Source organism: Thermanaerosceptrum fracticalcis, from assembly GCF_000746025.2.
Taxonomy (GTDB): domain Bacteria; phylum Bacillota; class Peptococcia; order DRI-13; family DRI-13; genus Thermanaerosceptrum; species Thermanaerosceptrum fracticalcis.
The window spans coordinates 2,744,958-2,770,265 of sequence record NZ_CP045798.1 but is presented as its reverse complement, the minus strand read 5'-3'; the positions used below and the strand labels follow the sequence as shown (position 1 = coordinate 2,770,265).

Here is a 25,308-nt window from a genome sequence, read left to right as displayed (position 1 = left end):
TTAAAGGTGGCATATTCTAGACAACCGTCTTTAAAAAGAACTATTGATTAGTTCCTACCAATCGTTTAGATAAAGTTTCTCCTTTTTTACTTACTTTATCCAGGGGGGCATGAATGAGTTTACCTTGTAATTTGGCCATATAAACAATAGCTACAATAAATAATCCAATCAGGATAAATGCAGAAAGCAGTGTGGGGATCCCCATTTTTACAGCCAATAGATCTGGTAAGGTAATCTTGCCGTAAGAAAGAGGATCAACCAGATAAGGTTTAAGCACAGGGAACATAACAGCATATAATACTGCCCCCGCTAAACCTCCCATAATTGTTACCAATGCATCTATCTTACCGGAACCTAAACTAGCAATTGCGGTGCCGGGACAGTAGCCGGCAAGAGCCATTCCTATCCCCAAGATAGCCCCACCTAAGACATTACCTAAAACATAGGTAGGTTTAGGTATAAGCTTAACAATACCTACTGCACTTAGTGGATAAATGATAAGTGCCGTTGTTACTACTGAGGTCATGATGACCAGCAGCATAGTCAGATTCTTCAAAGAAAGGCCTCCGATAATACAGCCGTGGTCACATACCATGGCTTTGTATAAAATGTAACCCCAGATACTTCCCACTATTAGGGCGATGATTATTTCAATCATTATGATACCTCCTTAACTCAGCTTCTGCCTTCTAAATAATAACCTCGCTGTAGGAAGGCCGGCTGCAAACATACCCAAACCAAACAATAAGCTGCTAACTGACAGTTGAGACCAACCGCTTAATACATGCCCTGAAGTACAGCCACCTGCTAGGCGTGCTCCGAAAATTAAGAGCACACCCCCGAAAAAGGCAAAAATATACCTTTTGGTCTTGTTAGGGCCAAAGCGTTGGAACCAAACAGAAGAAAATTCTTCTTTAACATGATTGTTACTTCTAAAGGCTAAGTGTGCCCCCAATACAACACCAAGGAGTAGGGCAACTTCAAATGTCATTCCAAGAGGAGTCTGCTTAAAATAGGGATTTTGGGCCACAAAACTTGGTGTTACATAACGCAAGAGTCCTCCTATTACACTGACATATGCCGTTGATGCCCCCAACAGTTTACCATAAAAAATTAATAAAACCGCGTTTAAGATACCCATTAACATACCTGCTTTTAACCAATGCCAACCTTTTGACATAAACAACACCTCCGTTCAATATACCCTCCCTGGGTATTTGGCTCTATTACCAATATACCTAATGGGGGTATATTAGTCAAGGAGAATTTTTTATGTAATATTTGACAATGGACACATTACTTTGTATAAAAAATGAACTATATATCCATTATTCCCACAACATCCGTAAAAGAAAGGGGAGCCGGCTCCCCTCCTTGTTTAGAAGAATTTCTTTTCTTTCATATACTCCTGGACATGGTTTAAGGCTTCGCCGAAACGCTGGAAGTGCACTACTTCACGTTCTCTTAGGAAACGCAAAACATCAGTGACACACGGATCATCGGAAAGGTTGATCAGCCAGTTGTAAGTGGCTCGGGCCTTCTCCTCGGCAGCCATATCTTCCACCAGGTCAGCAATAGGATCACCCTTGGCCTGGATATAGGCAGCGGTCCAGGGGTTACCCGTAGCGTCAACATAGAACAGGGCCCTGTCGTGGTCGGCATAGTGCCCGCCCAATCCGGCGGCTTTCAATTCTTCAACGCTGGCATCTTTAGTCAGCTTATAAACTATGGTTCCGACAATCTCCAGATGGGCAAGTTCTTCAGTACCAATGTCGTTAAGTAAAGCCCGGGTTTGCTCTGTAGGCATGGAATAGCGCTGGTTCAAATAACGCAGGGAAGCACCCAATTCCCCATCCGGCCCCCCATATTGGGTAATAATCCATTTGGCCAGGCGGGGGTTTTTGCCCGATACTTTGACAGGATACTGTAATTTCTTTTCATAAATCCACATACTGCTTCCTCCCTTCTACATTTCCCAGGGCCAGGGGGTTTCTACCCAGAGCCAGGTGTTTCCCCTGTTGCGGGAATGGCCATAGCTAAGGATGGGTCCACATAATTCATCGTATCTTTCTTTTAGTTCCTTCAGTTCTTTCGCTGCACGATTATAATCTTCCAAGGCCCTGGTATCATCAGGATGGGTATCCAGGTAAAGATTCAGCTCCAGTGCCACAAACTCCATCTCCTGGATTCTTCTTAAGAGGTCCATACACTCCTTCATCATATCAACTGCCATAGGAAGCACCTCCCCGCGGGAATACTAAAGAGCAGGGTTGAGGTCCTTCGCACGGACCGTACTCCCCTTGGGGCTGATACAGGTCAGGAAACAGGGTGCCCCTACTGAGGGCCTCGGCAGGACTATAGACTACATTGTAGTACTGCCAGGGTACATAGGCATGGGCCAACCTAAAGGGCGGCTGGGGATAAGGGGGTGGATAAGCATGGGGAGGATAGCTGGGATAGGTAGGTGGATAGGGCAAAGACATCTCAGGCGGAGAGGGTAAAACGGAGGAAGGATATTGGGGATATTGGGGATATTGGGGATATGGGGAATAAGTAGGCGGACAGGGTAAAGGTGTCTCCGGTGGTGCTGGTAAAACCGGCTCAGGTGGTGTGGGACAAGGCTTTTGAGGAGGACAGGGCATCGGTGCCTGGGGTGGGGGTGGATAAGGTTTGTAAGGAGCAGGGCACCCCTCTGTATTTTCTACCTTGCCACCATTCTTCTTGGATGGTTCAGGCGGCACAGGTATGACTTTAAAGGTAAAGTTTCGCAAAAAAATCCCTCCTTTGCGCATTTATATTGTATTCTATGCCCCGGTTATCTCAGGTGTACCTGCTATACAAGCCGTACATTTGTAAAAAAAGAGAAGCCCCGCAAGGAGCTTCCATGGATAATATTTAATATACTGTTTACAGTCCCCATAAAGACTAAGGCACCTGCCCCTGATGGAAAGGCGCCTCGCTTTTTGTTTTTATTACAATTATTTTTTTACCAATTTTAAACCAACAGGTATAAACTTATGAACCGTTTCTCCCTTTAATACTTTGGCAGCAGTTTCCACACCAAGGGAGCCGATTTGCGAAGGCTGCTGAGCGACAGTTGCAGCCAACTTCCCTTCATTGACAGCTTTGACCGCATCATCCGTAGCGTCAAAGCCTACAACAATAATACCGGTACGTTTGGCGCTTTCAATGGCTTTTAACGCTCCTAACGCCATTTCATCATTATGCGCAAAGACGGCGTTTATCTCCTTTTGCGCTTGTAAAATATTTTCCATTACAGCCAAACCCTTTTGACGGTCAAAATCAGCGACCTGTTTCGCCACTACTTTAATTTCAGGCTTGGAGCCAATGGCATCATTAAAGCCTTTTCCCCTGTCCCTGGCAGCGGAGGTTCCGGGGATACCTTCAAGTTCCACTACTTTTCCTTTACCACCCAGTTTTTCGATAATAAATTCTCCTGCCATCTTTCCTCCGGCCACGTTGTCAGAAGCAATATGAGCCTTTACCTCGCCGCCGTCTGCACCTCTGTCGAGGGTTATAACAGGAATCTTTTTATCATTGGCCACCTTAATGGCATTGGCCACCGCTTTACTATCAGTAGGATTGATTAAAATAAGTTTTACCCCTTTGGTCACCAAATCTTCCACGTTGGCCAGTTCCTTGGTAGAGTCGTTCTGGGAATCCAATACAATCAGTTCAACTCCAAGTTCCTTGGCTTTGGCTTCCGCCCCTTCCTTCAGGGTTACAAAAAAGGGATTGTTAAGGGTGGAGATAACCAAACCCATTTTTGTTTTTTCATCTTTTTTAGCAGGTTCAGGCTTGGTACTGCCGCAGCCTGCTACGATCCCCAGGACAAAAACTAAGAGCAACAGAACAGTTAATTTTTTCCTCATTACAACCTACCTCCTGTTTTTTGACATTTCTTACTATTTGTTAGAGTGTAAGCAGGATTCTCACCTCCCTGCATATAAATAAGGTTATTTTTTATGCTGTCTTACTTTTTCTGTCCAGTAAAACGGCTAAAAGAATGACAAGCCCTTTTGCTACCAGCTGATAGTTTGAAGAAACATTCAGCAAATTCAAACCGTTATTTAAAACACCAATAATTAATGCGCCAACAAAGGTTCCTGTCACACCACCTACACCGCCCGATAAACTTGTACCCCCCAAAACAGCTGCAGCAATAGCATCCATTTCCGCTTGCATCCCGGCATTGGGCGGGGCTGAATCAAGCCTGGAGGTGGAGATGATGGCGCTTAGTGCGGCAAGAAAACCACAAAGCATATAAGCGAATACTTTTGTCTTACCTACATCAATCCCTGAAAGCCTCGCTGCTTCCTCATTACTACCAACGGCATACAAATAACGGCCCAATTTATTGTGTTTCAACAGATAATAACCGGCTAAAAAAGTCAATACGGTTAATAATACGGGAACAGGCAATGGTCCAATAGTCCCCCAACCCAGCCAGCGGAAGCCGTCTCCCAGTCCGGTGATAGGACGGCTGTCGGTGTATATGTAAGTAGCCCCCCTTAACATCGTCATCATCGCCAGGGTTGCGATGAAAGGAGCAATCTTGCCCCGTGTTATCAAAAGACCATTGACCAGACCCGCAGCCACACCGGTTAATAATCCGGCCATAACGGCAAGCCCTACAGGCATCCCCTTAGTTAAAAGGCCCGCAGTAAACGCCCCGGCAAAAGCCAGAATGGAGCCAACGGAAAGATCGATCCCGCCTGTTATCGCTACTACTGTCATTCCTACGGCAATAATGGCATTGATGGAAGTTTGCCGCAAAACATTGGTTAAATTAGCTAGCGTTAAAAAACGATCCGTTAGAAGGGTTAAAATAATGGCAAGAAGTATAAGGCCCAACAGGGACCGTAACTTATAAAAATTTTGTTTGTTCAGCCAGTTTTTCATTTTCACCCTCCTAAAGCCTTGACCATTATTTTTTCCTGGGAGGCTTCTTTGCTGTCGAAGAAACCTGAGACTCTTCCTTGAGACATAACCATAATCCGGTCAGACACACCCAAAACTTCAGGCAGTTCGGAGGAGATAACCATAATGGCTACACCCCATTGTTTTAACTGGTTGATTAATTGATATATTTCTACTTTTGCGCCTACATCAATTCCCCGGGTCGGTTCATCAAGAATCAAAACTTTTGGCTTCGTCAGCATCCATTTGGCTAAAACCACCTTTTGCTGGTTTCCTCCGCTCAAATTCTTAATCGGCTGTTCCCGGTGGGGTGTTTTGATATTAAAACGGGAGATATAATCATCTACCTTGTTAACCTCCTCTTTCTTCTTAATACTTCCCCAAAAATACGATAGGGCATTTAAAGAGGCCAGGGTGATATTTTCCCGCACAGAAAGGCCGAGGATGAGGCCCTCCTCCTTGCGATTTTCCGGAACATAGGCTATTCCCTTGCCGATAGCAGTCCTGGGATTATTTATTTGCACTTCCTTACCTTCCAGCAAAATTTTGCCTTGTGTGATGGGTAGAAAACCGAAAATTGCTTTGGCCAACTCTGTTCTACCAGAACCGACAAGTCCTGCCACACCCAGAACTTCCCCTGCCCGTAAGGAAAAATTTATATCATAGAGTTTTTTTTCTATGGAAAGACCTTTGACTGCCAGGGTTTCACCCTGGGGCACCCCTTGGATCTTCGGATACTTCTCTTCTAAATTTCTTCCTACCATCATTTGGATAACTTCTTCGATATCGGTTTTGTCAACATCCCTGCTATCAATATACCTCCCATCCCTAAGGACCATTAAACGATCGCAAAACATAAAGACTTCTTCCAAGCGATGGGATATGTAGATTATTGATTTCCCTTCTGAGCGTAACCGCTTAATTGCCTTAAACAATCTGTTCGTTTCTTTTTCTGTTAGGGTGGCTGTGGGTTCATCCATAATAATGATTCGTGCCTTAAGAGATAGAGCTTTGGCTATTTCCACCATTTGCTGTTCAGCAATACCCAGGTCTCCTACCAGGGCCTGGGCCGAAATATTCAAATCCAGTTCAGCTAATATTTTGCCGGCTTCCTCTGCCATTTTCCGCCAATCGATCGTACCAAACTTATTCGTGAATTCCCTGCCTAAAAAAATGTTTTCAGCCACAGATAATTGGGGAATCAAATTTAACTCTTGGTGAATCGTAGCAATCCCCAAGTACTGAGCGTCTTTAGGTGAAGTGATCTTAACCTCTTGGTCCGAAATTTTTATCATCCCTTGATCGGCCTGGTAGACCCCGCTAAGGATTTTCATTAAGGATGATTTTCCGGCGCCATTCTCCCCGAGTAGAGCTAGCACTTCACCTTCCTGCAGTTCCAGCTCTACATCATCCAAGGCCTTCACCCCGGGAAACGATTTTGCTATTCCCTTCATTTGTAGTAGAGGTCTTGGCATATTTAAACCTCCCTAAAATTAACCCCCGACTTCAAGATGATGTTGGCGTATGATGTACACTCGCCTGTTCTGATAACGGCAATAGCCTTCTTGGTCAATTGTTTAAATTCTTCATGAGCTATCCTCGTAATCGGTTGACTTATTCTTTGGCGGACTTTATCTTCCAGTTCTGGACTTACCGCTGACATTTCCTGAGCAAGGACAACCTCTTCCACAACCAGTTCATCCAGGACGGCATCTAAAACAGTAAGGAAATCGGGCACACCTCTTATCAAGGCGATATCAATGCGTTCCACTTCTGCCGGTATGGGTAAACCGGCATCCGCAACAACAAGTAAATCCCCGTGCCCCATCCGGGCAATTGTATCCATAATCCGGTGATTTAAGATCCCCCTTCTTTTCACGCTGAACCCTCCTTGAACGGATATTTTTCTACTTCATCTAAAAGGGGTAAAGATGGTTGAGCCCCTTTTTTAGTTACAGTAAGGGCCCCAACTTTATTTGCGAATTTAACAGCTTTCGGCAGGGGTTTTCCTTGAGCCACAGCCACGGCCAAAGCCGCTGTAAAGGAATCTCCGGCCGCTGTTGTATCGATGGCCTTCACGGAATACCCTGGAATTAAGACATTTATATTGGGACTGCACAAAAAGGCCCCTTTATCTCCTAACGTTGTAACGACACATTTTGTCCCTTTCTCCAGAAGAATTCGGCTGGCTGTGTACACTTCCACCATATTTTGCACAGGCACCCCGCTTAAAATTGATAACTCCGTCTCATTAGGGGTCAGGACATCAACCTGATTTAAGAGACTTTCGGGTAACGCCTGGGCCGGAGCAGGATTTAAAATAACCAGCACCCCTGCTTCTTTGGCCAGTTCCACAGCCCGTTTAACGGCAGCTAATGGGGTTTCCAATTGCAGGAGTAGTACCTGTGCTGACCTGATGGTATTTTCATGCTCCTGCACAAAATCGGCGTTTACTAAAGAATTGGCTCCCGGTGAGACAACAATTTGATTTTCTCCCGACGGTGTTACTGTGATTAAGGCTACACCCGAAGACACGTTTTCACGCTTTACCGCACTTACGTCTACACCGTTTTTTAACAGGTTATCCAGTAATACCTGCCCAAAAGCGTCCGTTCCCACCTTGCCGATCAGGGCCACATCTCCTTTCAGCCTCGCCGCGGCTACAGCCTGATTGGCGCCTTTACCGCCCGGGATGTAATCCAGGTTTCCTCCCAATACTGTTTGCCCCGGGAGAGGGAAACTATCAATCTGAATGACCATGTCCATATTAAGACTGCCAATAACTGTAATTCTAGGTTTCATCTAACTCCCCCTAACTGCTCTCCCTGATAATCAATTGTGGAGAGAATACTTTCTGTTTTTCATCCAACTCTCTCCCCTGTAAACAGGTTAATAACATTTGGGCTGCCTGGGCTCCCATTTGATATGTCGGCTGGCTGATGGTTGTAAGCCTGGGAGCTACAACTGTAGACAAATAGATATTATCGAAGCCGACAACGGCCACCTGTTCAGGTATGGCTATGCCTTTTTCCCTTAACATTTCCATTACCCCGACGGCCATCAAGTCATTACTGGCGAAGACAGCAGTAAATTCAACTCCTTCCCTGAGGAGTTTTTCCATCGCCCGGTACCCGCCGGAACGTTTGTAGTCTCCCTCTCTGATCAGCTTATCTTTATACCTGATACCTGCTTCCTGTAAGGCTTTCTTAAATCCCTCCAGCCTTTGCCGGGCATTATAGGACTGCAGGGGTCCTGATATTAAAGCAATCTCCCGGTGCCCCTTCTCAATCAGATGTTTGGCGGCTAGATATCCTCCTTTGAGGTTATCCAGAAATACTCCCGGTGCGTCAGGGAGATTGTCAGGTTTGCGGTCTACCAGAATAAACGGCATTTTCCCCACATGTTCAGTTATATCCTCAGAATTCTTTAAGGCGCTTGCCGTAAAAATTATCCCGTCCACCTGCCTCTCCCTAAGAGCTTTGACATATCCCCTTTCCTTCTTACTGTCGTCATCGGTATTACATAAAAAAACGTTATAGCCTGCTTCTTTAGCTACATCTTCTACGCCCCGGGCAATCTCCGGAAAAAAGGGGTTGGATATATCGGGTAAGACCAGACCGATGGTATGAGTTTTTTTCGTAATAAGTCCTCGGGCAATAGCATTAGGACGGTAATTTAACTCTTTAACTGCCTTCCGTATTTTTGCCTTGGTCTCTTCGGTAATACCATCGGCCTTGTTATTTAATACCCTGGAAACAGTGGCTATTGAGACATCAGCAGCACGTGCGATATCTTTAATCGTTACGGTCATACTTCCCTACTCCTTTGTTAGTTAAACGTTTTACTAAAACGTTTAACTTAATTTTACCCTGAAGATTTACCAAAATCAAGAATTAAAGTAAGTAAATTCAGATTTTATTTAATCTTTTTATTCAAAAAAATAACCACGGTAAAACCCTGGTTAGATTGTGGCTTACCCCCACATTAACCGGGGGTAAAACGAGCAATCCCTCGACTTGTTCGGCTACTTTTTCTGCCAGCATGGAAGAAACCAGTTTAATGGAAAAGGTAAGGGAACTAAGATTAATATTGGGGTTAGTACCATGATTGTAGGTAAATTCTACGATTTTGAAACTGTCTAATTATTTACTTTTGTTCAATTAATCTGTAACTGTTACTTACCTCCTTGTGGATTCCGGTATATGCGTACGATTTCCAGTAATGTATTTTTGAGGGTATTTGCAAATTATTGTATAGCACCAAAAAAAGAGGCCCTTGCCTCTATAGTTTATAACCATATTTGGCAAGAGCCTCCTGAACCTCGGGTTTGTTAAGAAGCCCCTCCAGATTTTGTTTTAGAAGCTCCTTATCCTTAGAAGATAACTGGTCATATATTTGTTTGGCTTTTTCCACATCAGCAGGAGCCAGGGAGGCTTTATTCTTTAGTGAGGATATAAAATCTTTAGCTTGAGGCGAGTTTAGATTTTTTTCTACCGTTTTTAGCGATTGAGTAACTTCCTGTAAGAGAACCGTCTCCTTCGTCACCATTTTAGTGACTTTAGCGGTAGATAGGGCAAAAGCTGCTTGCAAAGTATGATTATCCAACTTTAAATAGGCCAAATCAAAGGGGAGCCCTTTGAGATTGAGGGTCATGGTATCTTTGTGAATTACCAGGATCTGGCCGGGATTTATTTTGTTCACAAAGTATAAAACCAAACGGGGAGGTAAGGGCATGGGCCCAATTTTAAACTGATCCAGCCGCAAGACAAAATTCTGTGTCCCCTCCTGGTAATAAGGCTTGAGGACAGCGGAAAGGCCGATTTTATAGGTATAAAGTTCTATGTTGGTTTTTACATCCAGTAAACCATTGGTTATTTTCAATCCTACACCTTTAATCATGTACTGAAATTTAGTATCATTTTTTATCAGGTTTTTAAAGATCCCCTCACATTCATTATCAGTCAGGGTGATATTCACCGGTTCTAAGGGATTGGCCTTAAACTTTGCCTGTAAATCATTTATTCTTTTCTGAATATTAGAAAACTTAAACTGGGTCTCCATGTTCAGTTCAGGATACCAGGATGAGGCGGCAACGGCAATCCCCAGGTAAGCTATGGAAAGGGTAACAAATACCAGGAGTATGATAATAGCACCTTTCATTAACCGCATGGGAAGCACCCCCTTATTATATGATATGTAGATAAGGTCGCTTTTGCCAGGGTAAAAGCTCTCCACGATTGGTTTATACCTTATTTAGTATTCTATCCTCGCCCCCTTTTTCCTTTTCTTATAAAGAAAAAAAACAAAACGCCGCAGCTTGCAGCGTTTCACAAACTTTTAGAGTATCTTACTTAAAAAAGCTCTGGTCCTTTCATTTTGGGGGTTACTAAAGATCCCCTCCGGCTTCCCTTCTTCGATAATACGTCCCTCATCCATAAAGAGAACCCGGTCTGCCACTTCACGGGCAAAACCCATTTCATGGGTGACCACCACCATGGTCATACCTTCTTTGGCCAAGTCCTTCATAACGGCAAGGACTTCTCCTACCAGTTCCGGGTCCAGGGCCGAAGTAGGTTCATCAAAAAGCATGATCAGGGGTTCCATGGCTAAAGCCCGGGCGATAGCTACCCGCTGCTGCTGGCCGCCGGAAAGCTGGGAGGGGCGGGAAGTAAGTTTATCCCCCAGTCCCACCTTTTCTAAAAGGGTTTTCCCTTTGGCCAGAGCCTCTTCTTTGGGAACTTTTTTCACGGTTACAGGTCCTTCAATAACATTTTCCAGGGCAGTCATGTGGGGAAAAAGACTAAACCTTTGAAACACCATGCCAATTTGACTCCGCATGCGTATGACATCACGGGGATTTTGGCCTAAACGCTCGCCGTTGATAATGATTTCTCCCGCTTCCGGTTTCTCCAGGTAATTGAGGGAGCGCAGCAAAGTACTCTTACCCGAACCGCTGGGGCCTATGATTACGACAACTTCACCAGGGGCCACCTCTAAACTGACATCCCTTAGAACTTGTAAGCTGCCAAAGCGTTTACTGAGATTTCTTACACTAATCATCCAAAAACCTCCCCAAGATGCCTTATTCCGATAAGGCCAACTTGTTCTCCACCTTATTGAACACTATGGTAAAGATAGTTGTTAAGGCGAGATAAAGGAGGGCAGCCGCAGCATAATTTTCCAGGGGCCTGAAATCGGCAGCTGCCCGTATCTGGGCATGACGCAAGATTTCAGTCATGGCAATCGCAGAAACCAGAGCTGTGTCTTTCGTAAGGGTAATAAACTCGTTTCCCATGGGCGGAATCAAGCGGCGATAAGTCTGGGGAATAATAATTCTGCGCATAGCCTGGGCATAAGTCATCCCTAGGGAAAGAGCAGCTTCCATTTGACCCTTATCAATGGAGAGAATGGCAGCACGTATGATTTCAGCGATGTAGGCACCGCCGCAGAGACTAAGCCCTATTACCGCCGATTCAAATTCTGTGAATTCAATTCCTACTGACGGTAAAGCATAATATATAAAAATGAGCTGTACCAAAAGGGGGATACCCCTAAAAATCCATGTATAAAAGCGGCCCGCCATATTTAAGAGGGGGTTTTTGGATATTTTGGCCAAAGCTATGGCCAGCCCGATAAATGTCCCAAAGAAAATGGCCAGGGCGGAAAGCTCTACAGTTGTAACAACTCCCTTTAAGAGGAGCGGCAGAATGTTAAAAATATAGTTTATTGAATCCACAACTCATCCCCCAACACAGAAAGACTGGCTTCCGCCTGAAAACCACGGCGGAAGCCTCATATTTGCAATATTAATTATTAACGGTATAAACCACGTGTTTATTATACTTAAATATCTTTGGTAATGTCAAATCCTAACCACTTTTCGGAAATCTTAGTCAGGGTGCCGTCTTTCTTCATATCAGCAATGGCTTTATTCAGAGCATCGAGAAGTTCCTTGTCTTCTTTCCGAACAGCAATACCGATCTTTTCATCACCCATGATGTCCCCAACCTGCTTGAAAGTACCGGGTTTTTTATCCAGGTAAGTCTTAACGGCAAAGGCATCAATGATGATAGCATCTATCCGTCCAATAGCCAAGTCATTAAAAGCCAGGGGGAATTCCTTGTAGAGTCTCATCTGGTCGTCTTTAAAGCCGTTATTCTTGGCATATTCGTAACCGGTGCTGCCGGACTGGGTACCTAACTTACCAGGTTTTACATCTCTAATGGTTTTGATGGTATTGTTACTTGCCTTCACAACCAGGGCCTGACCGGCCTTTCCGTAAGGACCGGCAAAATTCACTTCCGCCAGTCTCTTTTCTGTGATGTTCATTCCGGAAATAATCACGTCAAACTTTTTGGCTTTTAAGGAAGCAACCACCGTATCCCAGACAGTGGGCTGCCAAACAATCTCCACACCGATACGCTTGCTGATTTCTTTAGCCATGTCTATATCAAAACCAACCAGTTCGCCTTTTTCGTTTCTGAAACCCATAGGAGGATAAGCATCGTCTAAACCTGCCACAATCTTCCCTGCCTTTTTAACCCTTTCCAGGCTGTTTTCAGCAGCAGGTTGGGGTGCCGGAGCAGGCGCCGGCTGGGGTTGAGGCTTGGGCTCTTCTTTCTTCCCACAGCCCGTAAAAATAAGACTAAACCCGAGTAAAAGAATCAGTGTTACCAGAAGGGATTTCCTTAACATTTAGTTTATCTCCTCTCAAACTATTGTATTTTTCATGTCGCTATTTTAGCATGTTAAAGTATTAAATTCAATTCCTATTTATTAATAAATTAATAATTTAGCCGCAAATATTTTGACCCCTGGTGAGCATGCAAATTAACAATTCGTAAAACAATAAATAACAGGAGGTGGTGTCAATGCTCTATAAACGCGACCGTGCCTGGCGAACGAAGAGCAGTTTACGGGAGAAACTAGCTCTCTTAGCTATGGGGCGTCCAGTGGATGATGTCTTTGACCCTTTTGCCTCCGAGATAAAACAGATAAAAGAAGACTAGTTCCCTCTTTTTACCTAAGGCTCCAGCCTTAGGTTTTTTTGTAGTTGTATGGTGAAAAAATCACTGGTAGAAAATTACTATATCTTGCAATCGACAACCTATTAATGCTATAATGGGTTGTAGGTTTTAGATAAAGGAGGTATCGCCTATGGCAATGAACATACAGGAAGTGCTGACCCAATCATTGTCTATAGAAAGCAAATCCCGGTGGAACGACTGGCGCTGGCATATTAAAAACCGTATTACCAATGCTGAGGAACTGCAAAACTACATAGACCTGACACCGGAAGAAGTAAAGGGAATCTCCGCCTGCCTGACACAGTTCCGCATGGCCATCACCCCTTATTATGCCTCCTTAATGAACCCGGCAAATCCTAATTGTCCCATCAGAAAGCAGGCTATTCCTTCCGTGCAGGAGTTAGTTTCTTATAAATGTGACATGGATGACCCCCTTAATGAGGAAAGCGATTCACCTGTCCCCGGTTTAACCCATCGTTATCCGGACCGGGCCTTGCTCTTAGTCACAGACCAGTGCTCCATGTACTGCCGTCACTGCACACGCCGCCGTATGGCAGGACAAAAAGACAGGGCTCTTCCCCGTAAACAGGTAGAGATAGCCCTGGAATATATTAGGAAGACCCCGGTCATCCGGGACGTGATCATCTCCGGTGGTGATCCCCTTACACTGCCCGACTCGGAAATCGAATTCCTCTTAAAAGAACTCCGCGCTATTCCCCACGTGGAAATCATTCGCATCGGGACACGTACTCCCGTGGTCCTGCCCCAGCGCATCACCAGAGAGCTTTGCCAGATGATCCAAAAATACCACCCGGTGTGGATCAATACCCATTTCAATCATCCCAAAGAAATAACCCCGGAGTCCAAGGCTGCCTGTGAACGGATGGCTAACCACGGTATACCTGTGGGGAACCAGAGCGTTCTTTTAAAAGGGGTAAACGATTGTCCTCACATCATGAAAGAGTTAATGAGAAAACTTTTAACCATCCGTGTGCGCCCCTACTACATCTACCAGTGCGACCTGTCCCGCGGCATAGGACACTTTAGAACCTCGGTAGGTAAAGGGATTCAGATTATGGAGAGTTTACGGGGTCATACCTCCGGCCTGGCTGTTCCCCATTATGTCATCGATGCTCCGGGCGGAGGCGGCAAAATACCCGTCAATCCCCAGTACCTCATCTCCCAGTCGGACCGCCAGGTCATCCTTAGGAACTATGAAGGGAAGCTCTTTGTTTATGCAGAGCCTGATGAGAACAAAAGCAGTTGTTCCTGCCCTTCCTGTGCCGGAGAAAGGGTGGAGACTTATGGAGTAGCAGGTATGCTGGACTTCGAGTATGAAGTAATCCAGGAAAAACAATAGCCCTCCTATATAAAAAGGGAGAACCACGGTAATCACAGTGGTACTCCCTTTCTTTTTCACGGCAGCAAATTGGCTGTTTTCTATTGTATACTTTTGCTACGTTTATGCCGTTTTCACGATTCACGGTTCACGTATTCGATGGCTTGCACGGCCAGTCTATCACAGCGGTTATTATAGGGGTTATCCCCATGGCCTTTGACCTTCACCCACTCTATGTCATGGATTTTCGCAAGCTCCAGTAATTCCTGCCACAGGTCCTGGTTCTCCACGGCCTGCCGCTGGGAAGTTTTCCACCCGTTGGCCTGCCATTTGGCTAACCAGCCGTTTTTAAAAGCATTTACCAGATAAGCGCTGTCACTGTATAAACGAACCTTGCAGGGATATTTCAAAGCTTTGAGGGCCTGAATGGCCGCCATAAGTTCCATGCGGTTATTGGTCGTATGGGGATCTTTGCCTTGTAGCTCTTTCTCTTTACCCTCATAAATGAGTATGGCCCCCCATCCTCCCGGACCCGGATTACCCGAGCAGGCTCCATCGGTATAAATTTCTACGAAAGGTTTTTTCAGCACTTTTCATCCTTCCTTTTCACTTCCTCCTGACTTTACCATGTTTAGCCCCTGCAGGAAAAAGTGTATAATGGTCTTATCAAATAGGAGGTGAGACTTTGTTCTGGAGAACCCTATCAGCCATAACTATTTCCACTGTCCTCCTAACGACCCTGGCCTTCACAGGAACACCATCTAAAGAGGAGCCTCCTGATCTGGTGAGCATCCCTCCTGTGGGCGCTCTGGAAAAAGAGCCGGCCAAGCAGCCACCGCCGGAAGAAAATAAGAAGATTACCACCATTCCTATCCTCATGTATCATGTAATTGAAGATTATTCCGGCCCTTATGAACAGCTTTATACCGAACCTGCAGTTTTACGCCGGCAAATAGCCTATCTTAAAGAACAGGGGTATACGGCTGTTACAGTAGCTGAAGCCCTTAATCACTGGCAGAAGGGAACTCCTTTACCGGCCAAGCCAGTCATATTCACCTTTGATGACGGCTACCGCAGCATCTATACCGAAGCCTTCCCTATCCTCAAGGATTATAATTTCCGGGCCACCCTCTACTTACATACAGCCAAGATTAATACACCGGGTGGTTTGACCACAGAGATGATTAAAGAAATGTCCGGGTATGGACTGGAAATAGGTTCCCACAGCCTGACCCACCCGGATTTAACTAAAATAAGCCCCGCCAGGTTAAAGAAGGAAATCCAGCTTTCCAAAAAAGAGCTGGAAAAGATAACAGGTAAAAAGGTAACAACCTTCTGCTATCCCGCTGGGCGCCATAATGCCCGGGTAAGGGAAGAAGTGAGAAAAGCCGGTTACCTGGGAGCGGTAACCACCAGGTACGGGGCGGCCACCTTCCAAGAAAATCTTTATAATCTTAGCCGGATACGGATTAATAAGAGTGATGCGCTACAGGGCTTTATCAATAAAATGAATCGCTATTGACAATCTACGAGGTAAGCTTCCCCCAACCCGGTAGAACCTGTACCCAGGTTTTACCGGGTTTGAATTTTACGGGCTGCCCTTTCTCGTCTAAGAAGCGAATGTTTCTTTCCGGAGAAGGCTTCTCCCAAGACCCCTTCATCATTTTTCCGTCGATAAAATAACGGGCTTCTCCTTTGCCAATCAATTTTATTTCCGATTCTAACTCTTCTTTGACTACTTCCCTGGTTGGAGCCACCATGGCGATAAGGTTATCGGCAACAATGGTAGCCCCATCCTCCATCAGGTGGGGTTTGCCGTTTATTTTCCTCGTATAACGCTGGTTCTCATAGACCCAGGACGCCTGGTAGGTATATTTTCCCGAAGAATAATCGAAGGTAATTTCCGGTTTATGGGCAATGCCCTCCCAGGTACTGCCCACCGGCAGGGAAGGAGGAATGAGCTTATAGCCTTTGGCCTGGGCCCCGGCCAGCAGTTTTTCAGTACTGGAATACAGGTTATGGGGCATCTGCCGATTGTTATCACGCCAGAAGTATCCCCCGGCATTATATATTTCATCCAAATCTTTGACCCCAATCTTGGGAATGAGCGCCAAGGCATCAGCATTGCCCCCGGCGTGGGCAAAGGGGGCGTCGTAGCCCCGGGCCAGCTGGACAAAGTAGTAACGGGCACTGCGAATTGGCCCGATCTTCTCGGCAGGTTCCTGATAGAAGAGAGCCAGATACCTGGTGATGCCGCCTTCCGCCAAAATCTCATAGACAAGCTCGGCCTTGTCCAATCCACTCTGGGGACGGGCTTTATAATAATTATCCACCATGACACACAAAGTTCCGGGTAGCCGGGGCTTTTGTTGTGCCTGGGGCAGTGGCTGGGGTTCCTTCACTCCCACGGTAGGTGGTGGGGATTGAGGCAGTGGTGGCGCTTCATTCGTTTTACTGCAGCTGGTTAGTACGGCTGTGGCGATCAATAAGGTGGCCATCAACTTTTTCATCCGGTTACCCCCTAAAACAATTTACCTTTCTATATTAGCCGTGATAACCTTTTTATCCTCCTCCAGTGCACCCTTTTTCTGTCTTTTTCGTAGTATGAAACAAAGACATGAAAAGGAGGCGCTCTATGGACATCCAAGAATTAAACTGGCTGAGGTCAAACTCCCACAAATTAGACAAGGAATTACGCGGGGAAGTAGTGAATCTCTATCGCTCAGTATCTAAAATACCCTGTTTCTTGCAAAAAATTTACCAGTGGTATCAGAACAAATTCCGTAAAGTTCACGTTATCGTGAAATCGGCCCCCCTGCGCGGGGAAGAATCCCGAACACAGCTGGAATCCCTTCTTGCCAGACACAGTAAACGAATAGAGACACTGGAACTGATTGACGGCTATTCCGCCAGACTCTCTGTAAAAGCGATTAAAGAACTGGCCGGTAGTTCCCTGGTGTCTAAGATTTACCTGGACCGGGAAGTGCGGGCCCTCTTAGATGTGGCTGTCCCCACAGTAAAATCTAATCAACTGTGGAATCAAGGGTACACGGGAAAAGGGGTAACCATCGCCGTACTGGATACCGGAATATATCCACATCCTGATTTTCTCGAACCGGTAAACCGGATTATCGACTTTGTAGACCTGATAAATAATAAAAATACCAAACCTTATGACGATAATGGCCACGGTACCCACTGCGCAGGGGCCGCCGCCGGTAATGGATATGCCTCCTCGGGGAAGTACCGGGGCCCGGCCTTCCAGGCTAACCTTATCGGAATTAAAATTCTCAACAAGATAGGTTCGGGAAAGGCTTCCCAGGTGATTAAAGGCTTAGAATGGTGCCTTAACAACAAAGAAAAATATAATATTAAAATCGTTTCCCTCTCCCTGGGCTACAAAGCCACAGAATCGTACCGGGAAGACCCTGTGTGCCAGGCTGTGGGTAAACTGTGGCAGAGCGGTATCGTCGTTTGTGCCGCCGCCGGAAATGACGGCCCGGAAACAAAAACCATCAATTCCCCGGGAATCCACCAGGACATCATCACGGTAGGGGCCAGTGACGACCTCAATACTCCTCAATTATTTGATGATAAGGTAGCCGATTTCTCCAGCAGGGGTCCCACCATCGACGGGCTAACCAAACCGGATGTACTGGCTCCCGGAACAAACATTATCTCCGCAAAGGCCAAAGGATCCTTCCTGGATAAGACAAATAAAGATAAAAATGTAATAGATGACTGGTATATTAGCCTTTCAGGCACCTCTATGGCTACACCGGTTTGTGCCGGCATCATCGCCCAGCTTTTAGAAGCCCAGCCTTACTTAACACCAGAAGAGGTAAAACTAAGATTGAAAAGCAGCTGTTCTAGAGTCACTTCGGTTGATGCCAACACCCAGGGCGAGGGATTAGTCAATGCCGTTAAAGCCCTGGAACCGGAATCTGTCACAAAGGATCTGACGAGCTAAATAATGGGAAGAGAAAAACGCAGCTTGCGCTGCGTTTTTTTATGCTTAAACTAAGCTCAGCTATTCGTTTGGTTTTCTACGGGGCTGTCCCTTCTTCAGTTTGCCCGGTAGAAGTATTGTCCGTTGTCGTTCCTGCTTCACCGGTTGTAGTAGTGTTGTTCCCGTCGCCGGTAGTGTTTGTGCTGTCAGTAGGTGTGGTAGTACCTTCCGCTGGAGTGCCGTTATCAGTTTGGTTGTTCATACCGGTTGGGGTTGTCTCCTCTGTTTCTGTGTTTGTCCCCTCAGCAGGAGTGGTTGTTCCGTCACCGATACTGATATCACCTGTATTCTCGTCATAGTTTACTGGTTCACCTAAGGTCTGGGCAATGAATCTAAGGGGAACAAAGGTCCTGTTGTTCAGGGTCTGGGCGGGGACATCAAGGCTGATAATCTGACCGTTAACCGTTGTTTCACCGGTACCCAGATTCAAGACGATAACCTTGTCGCCACGGATGATGATAACTGTTTTGGCTTCCCCGTTCCATTCGACTTTGGCGCCCAGCCCGTTCATAATAGCTCTCACAGGGATAAGGGTACGCCCTTCCTTAATGACCGGAGGAACATCAAACTTCAGGTTCATGCCTCTCACTTTAATGCGCTCTTCCAATTTCTTAGCCTTTCCTTTGTTTTTGGTCTCATTCCTTGTAGGTTCGGTAGGAACGGCAGGAGTGCCGGTGCTATCCTCCTCACTAGATGATGTAGTCATAGTAGTGGTTGCAGTAGTAGTTGTAGTGACAGCAGCCTTGCTCTTTTCCTTCGGTCCCGCCCATTCCGGCTTACCTTTAGCCAGGGCGCTGGTGGTCATGAGCCCTAAAGACAATACAGCAATCATTAGACTTGTTGACAATTTTTTCATCTTTTCCCCTCGAAAGGGAGACACCTCCTTGACTATTTTTTCTTACGTAAGAATATTTCGCCAGGCAGTGTCTCTTTCTGGGGGTTAGTCCTGAATTTTTATTTAAATTTTTATACTTTCTCCGCAAACCTTTAAATTAAGGGGTATTTCTAACTGCTACCAGCATATGCATAGGGGCGTAGTAATCTTTTGAGACTAATTCTCTCTTCTTCTCCTGGTTAAAAGTCAAAAGGCGGTACGTCTCTACCAGGTAACCGTGCTGTCCCTTCTCAATGACTTTGCGCTGTTGCCCCTGTTGTAGATCTCCATCCACGAGAACTTCCTTAAAAGGAAGGGTTTTGATTACTTTTGTTTCCATCTCTACACTGGTGAAAGGCTTCTTTGCACCATAAAGACTGATGGTCAACTCCAGGCCCACCAGGCGGGTACGGATCAGCAAGAAACTTTCGGTATTGTTAATAAATTTTAAGTCTTTTAAACCATACACCACGGTAGCATCACGTCCCAGGGGAACGTAGGCTATCCTCACAGAGTGGTTATGCCGCTCTTTAATCTCTAAACCGGCTAAAAGAAGGGTGTTATAGAGGGTGCTGGAAACCTGGCATACACCCCCGCCGAGGCCGGGTTCAAACCTGCCACCCACAATAACTTTGGCCTCGCGGTAACCCCTTTCTTTAATGCGGGGCCCTACGACTTTGTTAAAAGAAACTTCCTGCCCCGGAGGAATTACCAGTGCGTCCAGCTGTTTGCTAGCCACTCTTACATTTTCGGTGCGGTCGGGGTTATTCACCAGGGTAGTGGTAAACTGGGACCAGAGGTTTACAGGCAGTCTTTCCTCAATATATTGGGACGTCACCTTGGGCACGATTTTTTTAAAGGGTAACTCATACACCTCCTGATAAAGTCCGGGATTGGCCAATTTTGTAATCAGCAAGGATAAATCAAGTTCCCTGCCTTCCTGTTCAGGCTTTACCTGAAACCAACCTTGCTCATCCAAGTAAAGTTTAGCATCCTGGGTCGGGATATTCACTTTCTCCGCCAGTTTGTGAAGCTGGTAGCTTAGATAAGCCGGGTCCATACAGCGTACAGTATCCTCAGGGGCTGTTTCCTCAACTTCCCTATCCCTCATGAGGGCTAATTCGGCCAAGGTGTAGTGATATTTAGTAAGCCCATCACTGAATACAATCTTTTTGGCAAAATTACTTCCTTCCCTTTCGGTGGCCAGGGCAATACTCCCCCCTGCCCCAATATTTTTTAGGATTGCCAACACATAAAGCATCACTAAAATGACAGCCACGATATTGTTTTTGGGCAAGCTCAGCAACTTTTTCAAAGGAATCAACAACCTTTCGCGCATGTCATATAGCAAAGACACCACTATACATACTATGGCAGAAGGTTATTTATGCCACTAATTCTTTACAGCAAAAAATAACCTACCGGTCTGGTAGGTTCATGGGAAGGTTCTAAATGTTTTTATCTCTCTAAACTTTTTAATATCTCTGCAGCTAACCCCTCAATATGGGATTTCACCAGGACGGCAGCCTTCTCAGGGTTCCTCTCTTCCAAAGCCTCTAAGATGCCCTGGTGCTGCGCCGCCATCTCAGGCAAACTTTTTCGGGAAAAGCGGGTAGAAACAAAAACAAGATTACCCATCCTGACGATGGACCAAAGTTTTTCCAGCATAGAATTATCTGCCGCCTTTACCAGGGCCAGGTGAAAAGCGGTATCGTGCTCTACATAGGCCGCATGTTCCCCTTCCTGGGCCAGGACAACCATTTTTTCCACCAGTTCCCGGAGTTCCCTGATTTGTTCTTCAGTCATGAGCCGCGCAGCTTCCTTTGCTGCATAGCTTTCTAATAACTCACGGCAGGCATAAGCATCTCTAAGCTCTTTCACCGATGTAGCCTTAACAAAAGCTCCCTGGAAGGGCTTGGTCTCTATTAAACCTATTTGTTCCAATTCTCTGATGGCTTCCCGCACGGGGGCCTGGCTCACCTGCAATTCTTTAGCCACTCTGGTTTCCACGATTCTCTCGCCAGGTTTCAACTGGCCAGTGACAATAGCGTCCAATAAAAACCTTTTAATATCCTGACGCAGAACCTTTCGTTCAATAGGATTTATATTGCCCTTTGAGAATATCTGCATAACTACACCTCAAATAAATCAATATAGTAATATAAAAATTATACCTCTTAACAAGGAAGTTAAGAAACAGGTTATTTATGCGAAAATGTACATATCCCTTTTCCAAATTGCAGGAATTTAAGGAAATGTCTATAATATAGATAATCGATTATATATAAAATATTACGGGAAAGGGGGTGTCTGCGTCAATTAGTTTCTTACCACTTTTGCTTCCTCCATAAACTAAATAAAAGAAAGGTGGCCGCCAAATGAACTGGACTCAAGTTTATGACCCTCTCAATAATATTTTTCTTTCCACTCTGGTAGCTCTTCTTCCCATTATTTATTTCTTTTGGGCCCTAGCTGTAAAGAAAATGAAGGGTTATATCGCCGGTTTGACAACAGTGGTTATGGCAGTACTGATCTCCATTTTCGCCTATGGAATGCCCGCCACCATGGCTGTAAATTCCACCATTTACGGCGCCCTGGTCGGGCTCTGGCCCATCGGCTGGATTGTCATCAATGCCGTTTTTTTATACAAACTCACGGTAAAAACTGGCCAATTTGCAATAATCAGCCAGTCCATCACCTCCTTAACTGATGACCGCCGCTTACAGGCACTCTTGATCGGTTTTTCTTTTAGCGGATTTATTGAAGGCGCAGCGGGTTTTGGCACCCCGGTGGCCATTTCTGCCGCCCTGCTGGTAGGCCTGGGCTTTAACCCCCTCTATGCCGCAGGTCTGTGTATGATTGCCAATACAGCCCCTGTTGCTTTTGGCGCTATCGGTATTCCCGTCATTACTGCAGCCAAGACTGCGGGTTTATAGCCGTTAGCCATCAGCCAGGCAGCGGGATTCCAATTAGGACTTCTGGCTTTAATCGTACCCTTCTGGGTTGTTCTGGCCATGTCAGGCCTGAAAGGTGTAAAAGAAACCCTTCCCGCCATTTTAGTTTCCGGAGGATCCTTTGGCCTCACCATGTGGGCTACAGCAAGCTTTATCGGCCCCGAACTGCCCGCCATTGCCGCTTCCCTGGTCTCCCTCTTGGCTCTGGCCCTCTTCCTCAAAGTATGGCACCCCTCCCATACTTTCCGTTTTGCCGATGAAGCGGCCGCCACCAGCGCAGGTACCTCTCCCAGATATACCAGCGGCCAGATCATCAAAGCCTGGTCTCCTTTCATCGTCCTCACTGGTTTCATTACCCTGTGGGGTATTCCTTCATTCAAAGCAATCTTAAAAACTACTAATATCGCCTTCGAGTGGCCCGGTTTGCACAATCTGGTCCTGAAGGCTGCTCCCATCGTTACCAAGCCCAGCCCCTACGGAGCTGTATATACCTTTGACTGGCTGGCCGCAGCAGGCAGCGGTATTCTTCTGGCTGCTCTCGTTACCATGTTCCTGGTGGGCATGAGTTTCAAAACCTGGATTGCCACCTATATCGAAAATCTCAAAGAATTGAAATTCCCCCTGATCACCATCGCCTGTGTATTGGGCTTTGCCTATATCGCCAATTACTCCGGCATGAGTGCCACACTGGGCTTAGGCGCAGCCAAATCCGGCAAGCTATTCCCCTTCTTTGCCCCCATTCTGGGCTGGCTGGGCGTATTCTTGACAGGGAGCGATACTTCTTCCTGTGCCCTCTTTGGTAACCTGCAAAAAATTTCGGCCACCCAGATTGGCGTAAACCCCGTTCTCACAGTGGCCGCCAATGCCACAGGTGGTGTGGCCGGCAAGATGATTTCTCCCCAATCCCTGGCTGTCGCCGCCGCTTCCACCGGTCTCGTCGGAAAAGAAGCCGACATTTTCCGCTATACGCTAAAACACAGTATCGGAATGGTGCTTCTCATCTCCCTTTTAACTTATCTCATGGCTTTTGTGATGTGAAGGTGAATAAAGGGGCTCCCCGAGTGAGGGGAGCCTTTTATAGTTTCTCCAAAACTGCTTTGACCTTACCTTCCATAGAAAGCTCCTTGTCCCTTCTCTCATCCAGGCGCAGAGAAGTGGAAACCCGCAGAGCCCCATTTTTAAAGGGAACCTCATGCATTTCCTGGACAAGACGTAAGATGTCGCTAACCTCTCCTTCTACGATGGTGCCCATAGGGGTTAACTGGTACTTGATCCTTTCGTTTTTTGCCAGGATTTCCAGGCATTGTGCCACATATTCACTGATGCTGGGGCTCCCCGTACCCAGAGGAACCACTACAATTTCCGCCACAGCCATTTTTCTTTCACTACCTCCTTGCTTTAACTTAACCTTTCCCGTATCCCCTATCTTTCCCCCAGAACGTACTGGGCAATATTCACGGAATGGTCCCCGATCCGCTCTAAGTTACTAAGAATATCCAGATAGATAGCCCCGGCGTTACCGTTACATACGCCTTCATTTAAACGGGTAATATGGGCCCGGCGAAACTCTTTTTCCATCTCGTCAATATAATCATCATTTTTTACTACTTTTTTCGCCAGCTCGAAATCATTTTTCTCCAGGCTCTCCAAAGCCCAAACGTAGGTCTCCTGGGTTTTGTCAATCATTTTCCGCATGTCAGCAATCGCCTCGATAGAAAACCTTATCCCATGGTCAATGCCGGCCTTGGTTAACTCTACGATGTTTTCTGTGTGGTCGCCCACCCGTTCAATATCATTAACAGCTTGAATATAAATATAGGCCTGATTTGACTCTTCCGTTGACATCTTTTTCTCAGAAATCTTCACAATGTATTCCGTAATTTTATTCTCCAGGTCGTCAATAATCTCCTCCAGCTGCAGGGACTGCTTGGCTTCATTTTCCAATCCTGTGAAGAAATAAGCTACAGCGTGGGAAAAGGATTCCTTAGCGAGCATACCCATGCGCAGTACCTCTCTCCCCGCCTGGGAAAGGGCAACAGAAGGGTTGCCCAGGAGACGTGGTTCCAGATATTTGGGACCGAACTCCAGGGTTTTATCTTCACCCGGGATTAACTTCGTCACAAAAGCCGCTAATAGGGAAACGAAAGGCAAGTGAATAATGGTGTTGCTTACATTAAAGACACCATGGGTTTGGGCAATCTGCATCTTAATGTTTAAGGTTTCCCAGGTTCCCTCAAAGCCCGGTATCAAGATATAAATATAGTCTGTAAACAAACGTACGATTTCCGGGAAAATTCCTACTAAAAAGAGAGGCAGGAAGATAATAGTACCAATAAGATTGAACATAAAATGGGTTAAAGCGGCACGCCGGGCAGTTACGGAAGTACCAATGGAGGCAAGGAGGGCGGTAATAGTCGTCCCTATATTATCCCCGAAAAGTATTGGCACAGCCTGGTGGTAAGTAACAGCTCCCTGATAGGCAAGCTCCTGAAGTATACCAATAGTAGCGCTGCTGCTCTGCACAATACCCGTAAAAACGGTACCCACCAAAACACCCAGTACAGGCATATTTTCAATATTCGTCATGGCGTTAATAAAAAAGGGTATATTTTTTAGAGGCTTTAAACCTTTACCCATAACTTCCATGCCATAAAAAAGGAGGGCAAAACCGAATAAGACTTGTCCAATTGTATTTAATCTTTTATTTTTGGAAAAAAACAAGAGAATAGTTCCCACTACCGCAATGGGTAAAGCATAGTCACCTAATTTAAAACCAATGAGATAAGCGGTGACAGTTGTCCCAATATTGGCCCCCATAATAATACCAATAGCCTGGCGTAAAGAGAGAAGCCCCGCGTTAACAAGACCCACTGTTAACACTGTCGTTCCCGAACTGCTCTGGATAAGGGCCGTTACCAGCGTACCGGTAAGTACACCCCGCAATGGTGTTTTTGTCCCCTTTTCCAAAAAGGCGCGCATCTTGTCCCCAGCTACCGACTGTAAGCCGTCGGACATGTATTTGATACCGAAAAGGAAGAAGGCCAGTCCACCTAAAGAAAGAAAGAGAATTTCCTGATAATTGAACTTCATGCTGTCAACTCCCCCAATTTTTTACATTATCTATATTATCCCCAAATATTTTACTTGATTTTGCCTTTCTTTAA

26 protein-coding genes and 1 pseudogene are annotated in these 25,308 nt (G+C 45.8%); 5 read left to right on the top strand and 22 right to left on the bottom strand.

Annotation, left to right across the window (positions count from 1 at the left end):
• Positions 1 to 40 precede the first annotated feature (40 nt).
• The 15 genes from BR63_RS14080 to BR63_RS14010 form a co-directional block, all read right to left on the bottom strand.
• Entirely contained in the window at positions 41 to 658 is a 618-nt protein-coding gene (locus BR63_RS14080; RefSeq protein ID WP_051965902.1) for a DUF6691 family protein, read from the bottom strand.
• A 12-nt stretch (positions 659 to 670) separates the two neighbouring features.
• Positions 671 to 1,180, bottom strand: a complete 510-nt coding sequence (locus BR63_RS14075) for a YeeE/YedE thiosulfate transporter family protein (RefSeq protein WP_034423204.1) — start codon at positions 1,178 to 1,180, stop codon at positions 671 to 673.
• Between the two features lie 198 nt (positions 1,181 to 1,378).
• Positions 1,379 to 1,951, bottom strand: a complete 573-nt coding sequence (locus BR63_RS14070) for a manganese catalase family protein (protein ID WP_034423203.1) — start codon at positions 1,949 to 1,951, stop codon at positions 1,379 to 1,381.
• 15 nt (positions 1,952 to 1,966) lie between these two features.
• The gene (locus tag BR63_RS14065; RefSeq protein ID WP_051965900.1) at positions 1,967 to 2,233 is read right to left on the bottom strand and encodes a spore coat protein CotJB; all 267 of its coding nucleotides are present in this window, start codon (positions 2,231 to 2,233) and stop codon (positions 1,967 to 1,969) included.
• On the bottom strand, positions 2,223 to 2,771 hold the full coding sequence (locus BR63_RS19595) for a spore coat associated protein CotJA (protein ID WP_051965898.1): 549 nt from the start codon (positions 2,769 to 2,771) through the stop codon (positions 2,223 to 2,225). Before BR63_RS19595 ends, BR63_RS14065 begins: the two co-directional genes overlap by 11 nt.
• 207 nt (positions 2,772 to 2,978) lie before the next feature.
• Complete coding sequence (rbsB, locus tag BR63_RS14055) at positions 2,979 to 3,893, bottom strand: ribose ABC transporter substrate-binding protein RbsB (protein ID WP_034423201.1); 915 nt, start codon at positions 3,891 to 3,893, stop codon at positions 2,979 to 2,981.
• A 91-nt stretch (positions 3,894 to 3,984) separates the two neighbouring features.
• Complete coding sequence (locus tag BR63_RS14050; protein WP_034423197.1) at positions 3,985 to 4,923, bottom strand: ABC transporter permease; 939 nt, start codon at positions 4,921 to 4,923, stop codon at positions 3,985 to 3,987.
• A gap of 2 nt (positions 4,924 to 4,925) precedes the next feature.
• Complete coding sequence (locus BR63_RS14045; RefSeq protein WP_034423193.1) at positions 4,926 to 6,416, bottom strand: sugar ABC transporter ATP-binding protein; 1,491 nt, start codon at positions 6,414 to 6,416, stop codon at positions 4,926 to 4,928.
• A gap of 2 nt (positions 6,417 to 6,418) precedes the next feature.
• Positions 6,419 to 6,820, bottom strand: coding sequence for a D-ribose pyranase (gene rbsD / locus BR63_RS14040; RefSeq protein WP_034423191.1), 402 nt, complete (start codon positions 6,818 to 6,820; stop codon positions 6,419 to 6,421).
• Positions 6,817 to 7,743 (bottom strand): ribokinase, encoded by a 927-nt coding sequence (gene rbsK, locus BR63_RS14035; protein WP_034423189.1) that lies wholly within the window; start codon positions 7,741 to 7,743, stop codon positions 6,817 to 6,819. Before rbsK ends, rbsD begins: the two co-directional genes overlap by 4 nt.
• A 10-nt stretch (positions 7,744 to 7,753) precedes the next feature.
• Complete coding sequence (locus tag BR63_RS14030) at positions 7,754 to 8,752, bottom strand: LacI family DNA-binding transcriptional regulator (protein ID WP_034423188.1); 999 nt, start codon at positions 8,750 to 8,752, stop codon at positions 7,754 to 7,756.
• 470 nt (positions 8,753 to 9,222) lie between these two features.
• Positions 9,223 to 10,110, bottom strand: a complete 888-nt coding sequence (locus tag BR63_RS14025) for a hypothetical protein (RefSeq protein WP_034423186.1) — start codon at positions 10,108 to 10,110, stop codon at positions 9,223 to 9,225.
• Positions 10,111 to 10,278: 168 nt separating this feature from the next.
• Entirely contained in the window at positions 10,279 to 11,001 is a 723-nt protein-coding gene (locus BR63_RS14020) for an amino acid ABC transporter ATP-binding protein (protein WP_034423181.1), read from the bottom strand.
• Between the two features lie 22 nt (positions 11,002 to 11,023).
• Positions 11,024 to 11,677, bottom strand: coding sequence for an amino acid ABC transporter permease (locus BR63_RS14015; protein ID WP_034423179.1), 654 nt, complete (start codon positions 11,675 to 11,677; stop codon positions 11,024 to 11,026).
• Between the two features lie 107 nt (positions 11,678 to 11,784).
• A complete protein-coding gene (locus BR63_RS14010) occupies positions 11,785 to 12,636 on the bottom strand; it encodes a transporter substrate-binding domain-containing protein (protein WP_034423177.1) in 852 nt (283 codons plus the stop codon).
• Between the two features lie 176 nt (positions 12,637 to 12,812).
• Between BR63_RS14010 and BR63_RS14005 the strand changes: the two genes are divergently transcribed.
• Together BR63_RS14005 and kamA are read left to right on the top strand one after the other, a co-directional pair.
• Positions 12,813 to 12,950, top strand: coding sequence for a hypothetical protein (locus tag BR63_RS14005; RefSeq protein ID WP_153802108.1), 138 nt, complete (start codon positions 12,813 to 12,815; stop codon positions 12,948 to 12,950).
• A gap of 154 nt (positions 12,951 to 13,104) precedes the next feature.
• Entirely contained in the window at positions 13,105 to 14,328 is a 1,224-nt protein-coding gene (gene kamA, locus BR63_RS14000) for a lysine 2,3-aminomutase (protein ID WP_153802110.1), read from the top strand.
• Between the two features lie 113 nt (positions 14,329 to 14,441).
• Here kamA and rnhA read toward each other — a convergent pair whose 3' ends face one another.
• The gene (rnhA, locus tag BR63_RS13995; RefSeq protein WP_034423236.1) at positions 14,442 to 14,894 is read right to left on the bottom strand and encodes a ribonuclease HI; all 453 of its coding nucleotides are present in this window, start codon (positions 14,892 to 14,894) and stop codon (positions 14,442 to 14,444) included.
• 98 nt (positions 14,895 to 14,992) lie between these two features.
• On the opposite strand from rnhA, the gene BR63_RS13990 reads away from it, so the two are divergent.
• Positions 14,993 to 15,829 carry a polysaccharide deacetylase family protein gene (locus tag BR63_RS13990; protein ID WP_051965896.1) on the top strand — a complete coding sequence of 279 codons (837 nt, stop codon included), beginning with the start codon at positions 14,993 to 14,995 and terminating at the stop codon, positions 15,827 to 15,829.
• A gap of 4 nt (positions 15,830 to 15,833) precedes the next feature.
• Here the strand turns inward: BR63_RS13990 and BR63_RS13985 are convergent, their stop codons facing one another.
• Positions 15,834 to 16,817, bottom strand: a complete 984-nt coding sequence (locus BR63_RS13985) for a DUF3048 domain-containing protein (RefSeq protein WP_051965894.1) — start codon at positions 16,815 to 16,817, stop codon at positions 15,834 to 15,836.
• A gap of 125 nt (positions 16,818 to 16,942) precedes the next feature.
• Between BR63_RS13985 and BR63_RS13980 the strand changes: the two genes are divergently transcribed.
• Positions 16,943 to 18,277 carry a S8 family peptidase gene (locus tag BR63_RS13980; protein WP_034423173.1) on the top strand — a complete coding sequence of 445 codons (1,335 nt, stop codon included), beginning with the start codon at positions 16,943 to 16,945 and terminating at the stop codon, positions 18,275 to 18,277.
• A 76-nt stretch (positions 18,278 to 18,353) separates the two neighbouring features.
• Here BR63_RS13980 and BR63_RS13975 read toward each other — a convergent pair whose 3' ends face one another.
• The 3 genes from BR63_RS13975 to BR63_RS13965 form a co-directional block, all read right to left on the bottom strand.
• Positions 18,354 to 19,172 (bottom strand): copper amine oxidase N-terminal domain-containing protein, encoded by an 819-nt coding sequence (locus tag BR63_RS13975; protein WP_051965893.1) that lies wholly within the window; start codon positions 19,170 to 19,172, stop codon positions 18,354 to 18,356.
• Positions 19,173 to 19,308: 136 nt separating this feature from the next.
• Entirely contained in the window at positions 19,309 to 20,505 is a 1,197-nt protein-coding gene (locus BR63_RS13970) for a VanW family protein (RefSeq protein ID WP_051965892.1), read from the bottom strand.
• 143 nt (positions 20,506 to 20,648) lie between these two features.
• Positions 20,649 to 21,320, bottom strand: a complete 672-nt coding sequence (locus BR63_RS13965; RefSeq protein ID WP_051965891.1) for a GntR family transcriptional regulator — start codon at positions 21,318 to 21,320, stop codon at positions 20,649 to 20,651.
• Positions 21,321 to 21,568: 248 nt separating this feature from the next.
• Here BR63_RS13965 and BR63_RS13960 point away from each other — a divergent pair.
• Positions 21,569 to 23,182: pseudogene (locus BR63_RS13960) on the top strand (L-lactate permease).
• 37 nt (positions 23,183 to 23,219) lie between these two features.
• Here BR63_RS13960 and BR63_RS13955 read toward each other — a convergent pair.
• Both BR63_RS13955 and BR63_RS13950 read right to left on the bottom strand, forming a co-directional pair.
• Positions 23,220 to 23,519 carry an MTH1187 family thiamine-binding protein gene (locus BR63_RS13955; protein ID WP_034423171.1) on the bottom strand — a complete coding sequence of 100 codons (300 nt, stop codon included), beginning with the start codon at positions 23,517 to 23,519 and terminating at the stop codon, positions 23,220 to 23,222.
• Positions 23,520 to 23,566: 47 nt separating this feature from the next.
• A complete protein-coding gene (locus tag BR63_RS13950; protein ID WP_034423164.1) occupies positions 23,567 to 25,234 on the bottom strand; it encodes a Na/Pi cotransporter family protein in 1,668 nt (555 codons plus the stop codon).
• Between the last annotated feature and the right edge of the window lie 74 nt (positions 25,235 to 25,308).

What these genes read in the sequence shown, in the direction of transcription:
- BR63_RS14080 (WP_051965902.1), bottom strand. Translation starts at nt 658, where the DNA reads ATGATTGAAATAATCATCGCCCTAATAGTGGGAAGTATCTGGGGTTAC.
- BR63_RS14075 (WP_034423204.1), bottom strand. Translation starts at nt 1,180, where the DNA reads ATGTCAAAAGGTTGGCATTGGTTAAAAGCAGGTATGTTAATGGGTATC.
- BR63_RS14070 (WP_034423203.1), bottom strand. Translation starts at nt 1,951, where the DNA reads ATGTGGATTTATGAAAAGAAATTACAGTATCCTGTCAAAGTATCGGGC.
- BR63_RS14065 (WP_051965900.1), bottom strand. Translation starts at nt 2,233, where the DNA reads ATGGCAGTTGATATGATGAAGGAGTGTATGGACCTCTTAAGAAGAATC.
- rbsB (WP_034423201.1), bottom strand. Translation starts at nt 3,893, where the DNA reads ATGAGGAAAAAATTAACTGTTCTGTTGCTCTTAGTTTTTGTCCTGGGG.
- BR63_RS14050 (WP_034423197.1), bottom strand. Translation starts at nt 4,923, where the DNA reads ATGAAAAACTGGCTGAACAAACAAAATTTTTATAAGTTACGGTCCCTG.
- BR63_RS14045 (WP_034423193.1), bottom strand. Translation starts at nt 6,416, where the DNA reads ATGCCAAGACCTCTACTACAAATGAAGGGAATAGCAAAATCGTTTCCC.
- rbsK (WP_034423189.1), bottom strand. Translation starts at nt 7,743, where the DNA reads ATGAAACCTAGAATTACAGTTATTGGCAGTCTTAATATGGACATGGTC.
- BR63_RS14030 (WP_034423188.1), bottom strand. Translation starts at nt 8,752, where the DNA reads ATGACCGTAACGATTAAAGATATCGCACGTGCTGCTGATGTCTCAATA.
- BR63_RS14025 (WP_034423186.1), bottom strand. Translation starts at nt 10,110, where the DNA reads ATGCGGTTAATGAAAGGTGCTATTATCATACTCCTGGTATTTGTTACC.
- BR63_RS14020 (WP_034423181.1), bottom strand. Translation starts at nt 11,001, where the DNA reads ATGATTAGTGTAAGAAATCTCAGTAAACGCTTTGGCAGCTTACAAGTT.
- BR63_RS14010 (WP_034423177.1), bottom strand. Translation starts at nt 12,636, where the DNA reads ATGTTAAGGAAATCCCTTCTGGTAACACTGATTCTTTTACTCGGGTTT.
- BR63_RS14005 (WP_153802108.1), top strand. Translation starts at nt 12,813, where the DNA reads ATGCTCTATAAACGCGACCGTGCCTGGCGAACGAAGAGCAGTTTACGG.
- kamA (WP_153802110.1), top strand. Translation starts at nt 13,105, where the DNA reads ATGAACATACAGGAAGTGCTGACCCAATCATTGTCTATAGAAAGCAAA.
- BR63_RS13985 (WP_051965894.1), bottom strand. Translation starts at nt 16,817, where the DNA reads ATGAAAAAGTTGATGGCCACCTTATTGATCGCCACAGCCGTACTAACC.
- BR63_RS13980 (WP_034423173.1), top strand. Translation starts at nt 16,943, where the DNA reads ATGGACATCCAAGAATTAAACTGGCTGAGGTCAAACTCCCACAAATTA.
- BR63_RS13975 (WP_051965893.1), bottom strand. Translation starts at nt 19,172, where the DNA reads ATGAAAAAATTGTCAACAAGTCTAATGATTGCTGTATTGTCTTTAGGG.
- BR63_RS13965 (WP_051965891.1), bottom strand. Translation starts at nt 21,320, where the DNA reads ATGCAGATATTCTCAAAGGGCAATATAAATCCTATTGAACGAAAGGTT.
- BR63_RS13955 (WP_034423171.1), bottom strand. Translation starts at nt 23,519, where the DNA reads ATGGCTGTGGCGGAAATTGTAGTGGTTCCTCTGGGTACGGGGAGCCCC.
- BR63_RS13950 (WP_034423164.1), bottom strand. Translation starts at nt 25,234, where the DNA reads ATGAAGTTCAATTATCAGGAAATTCTCTTTCTTTCTTTAGGTGGACTG.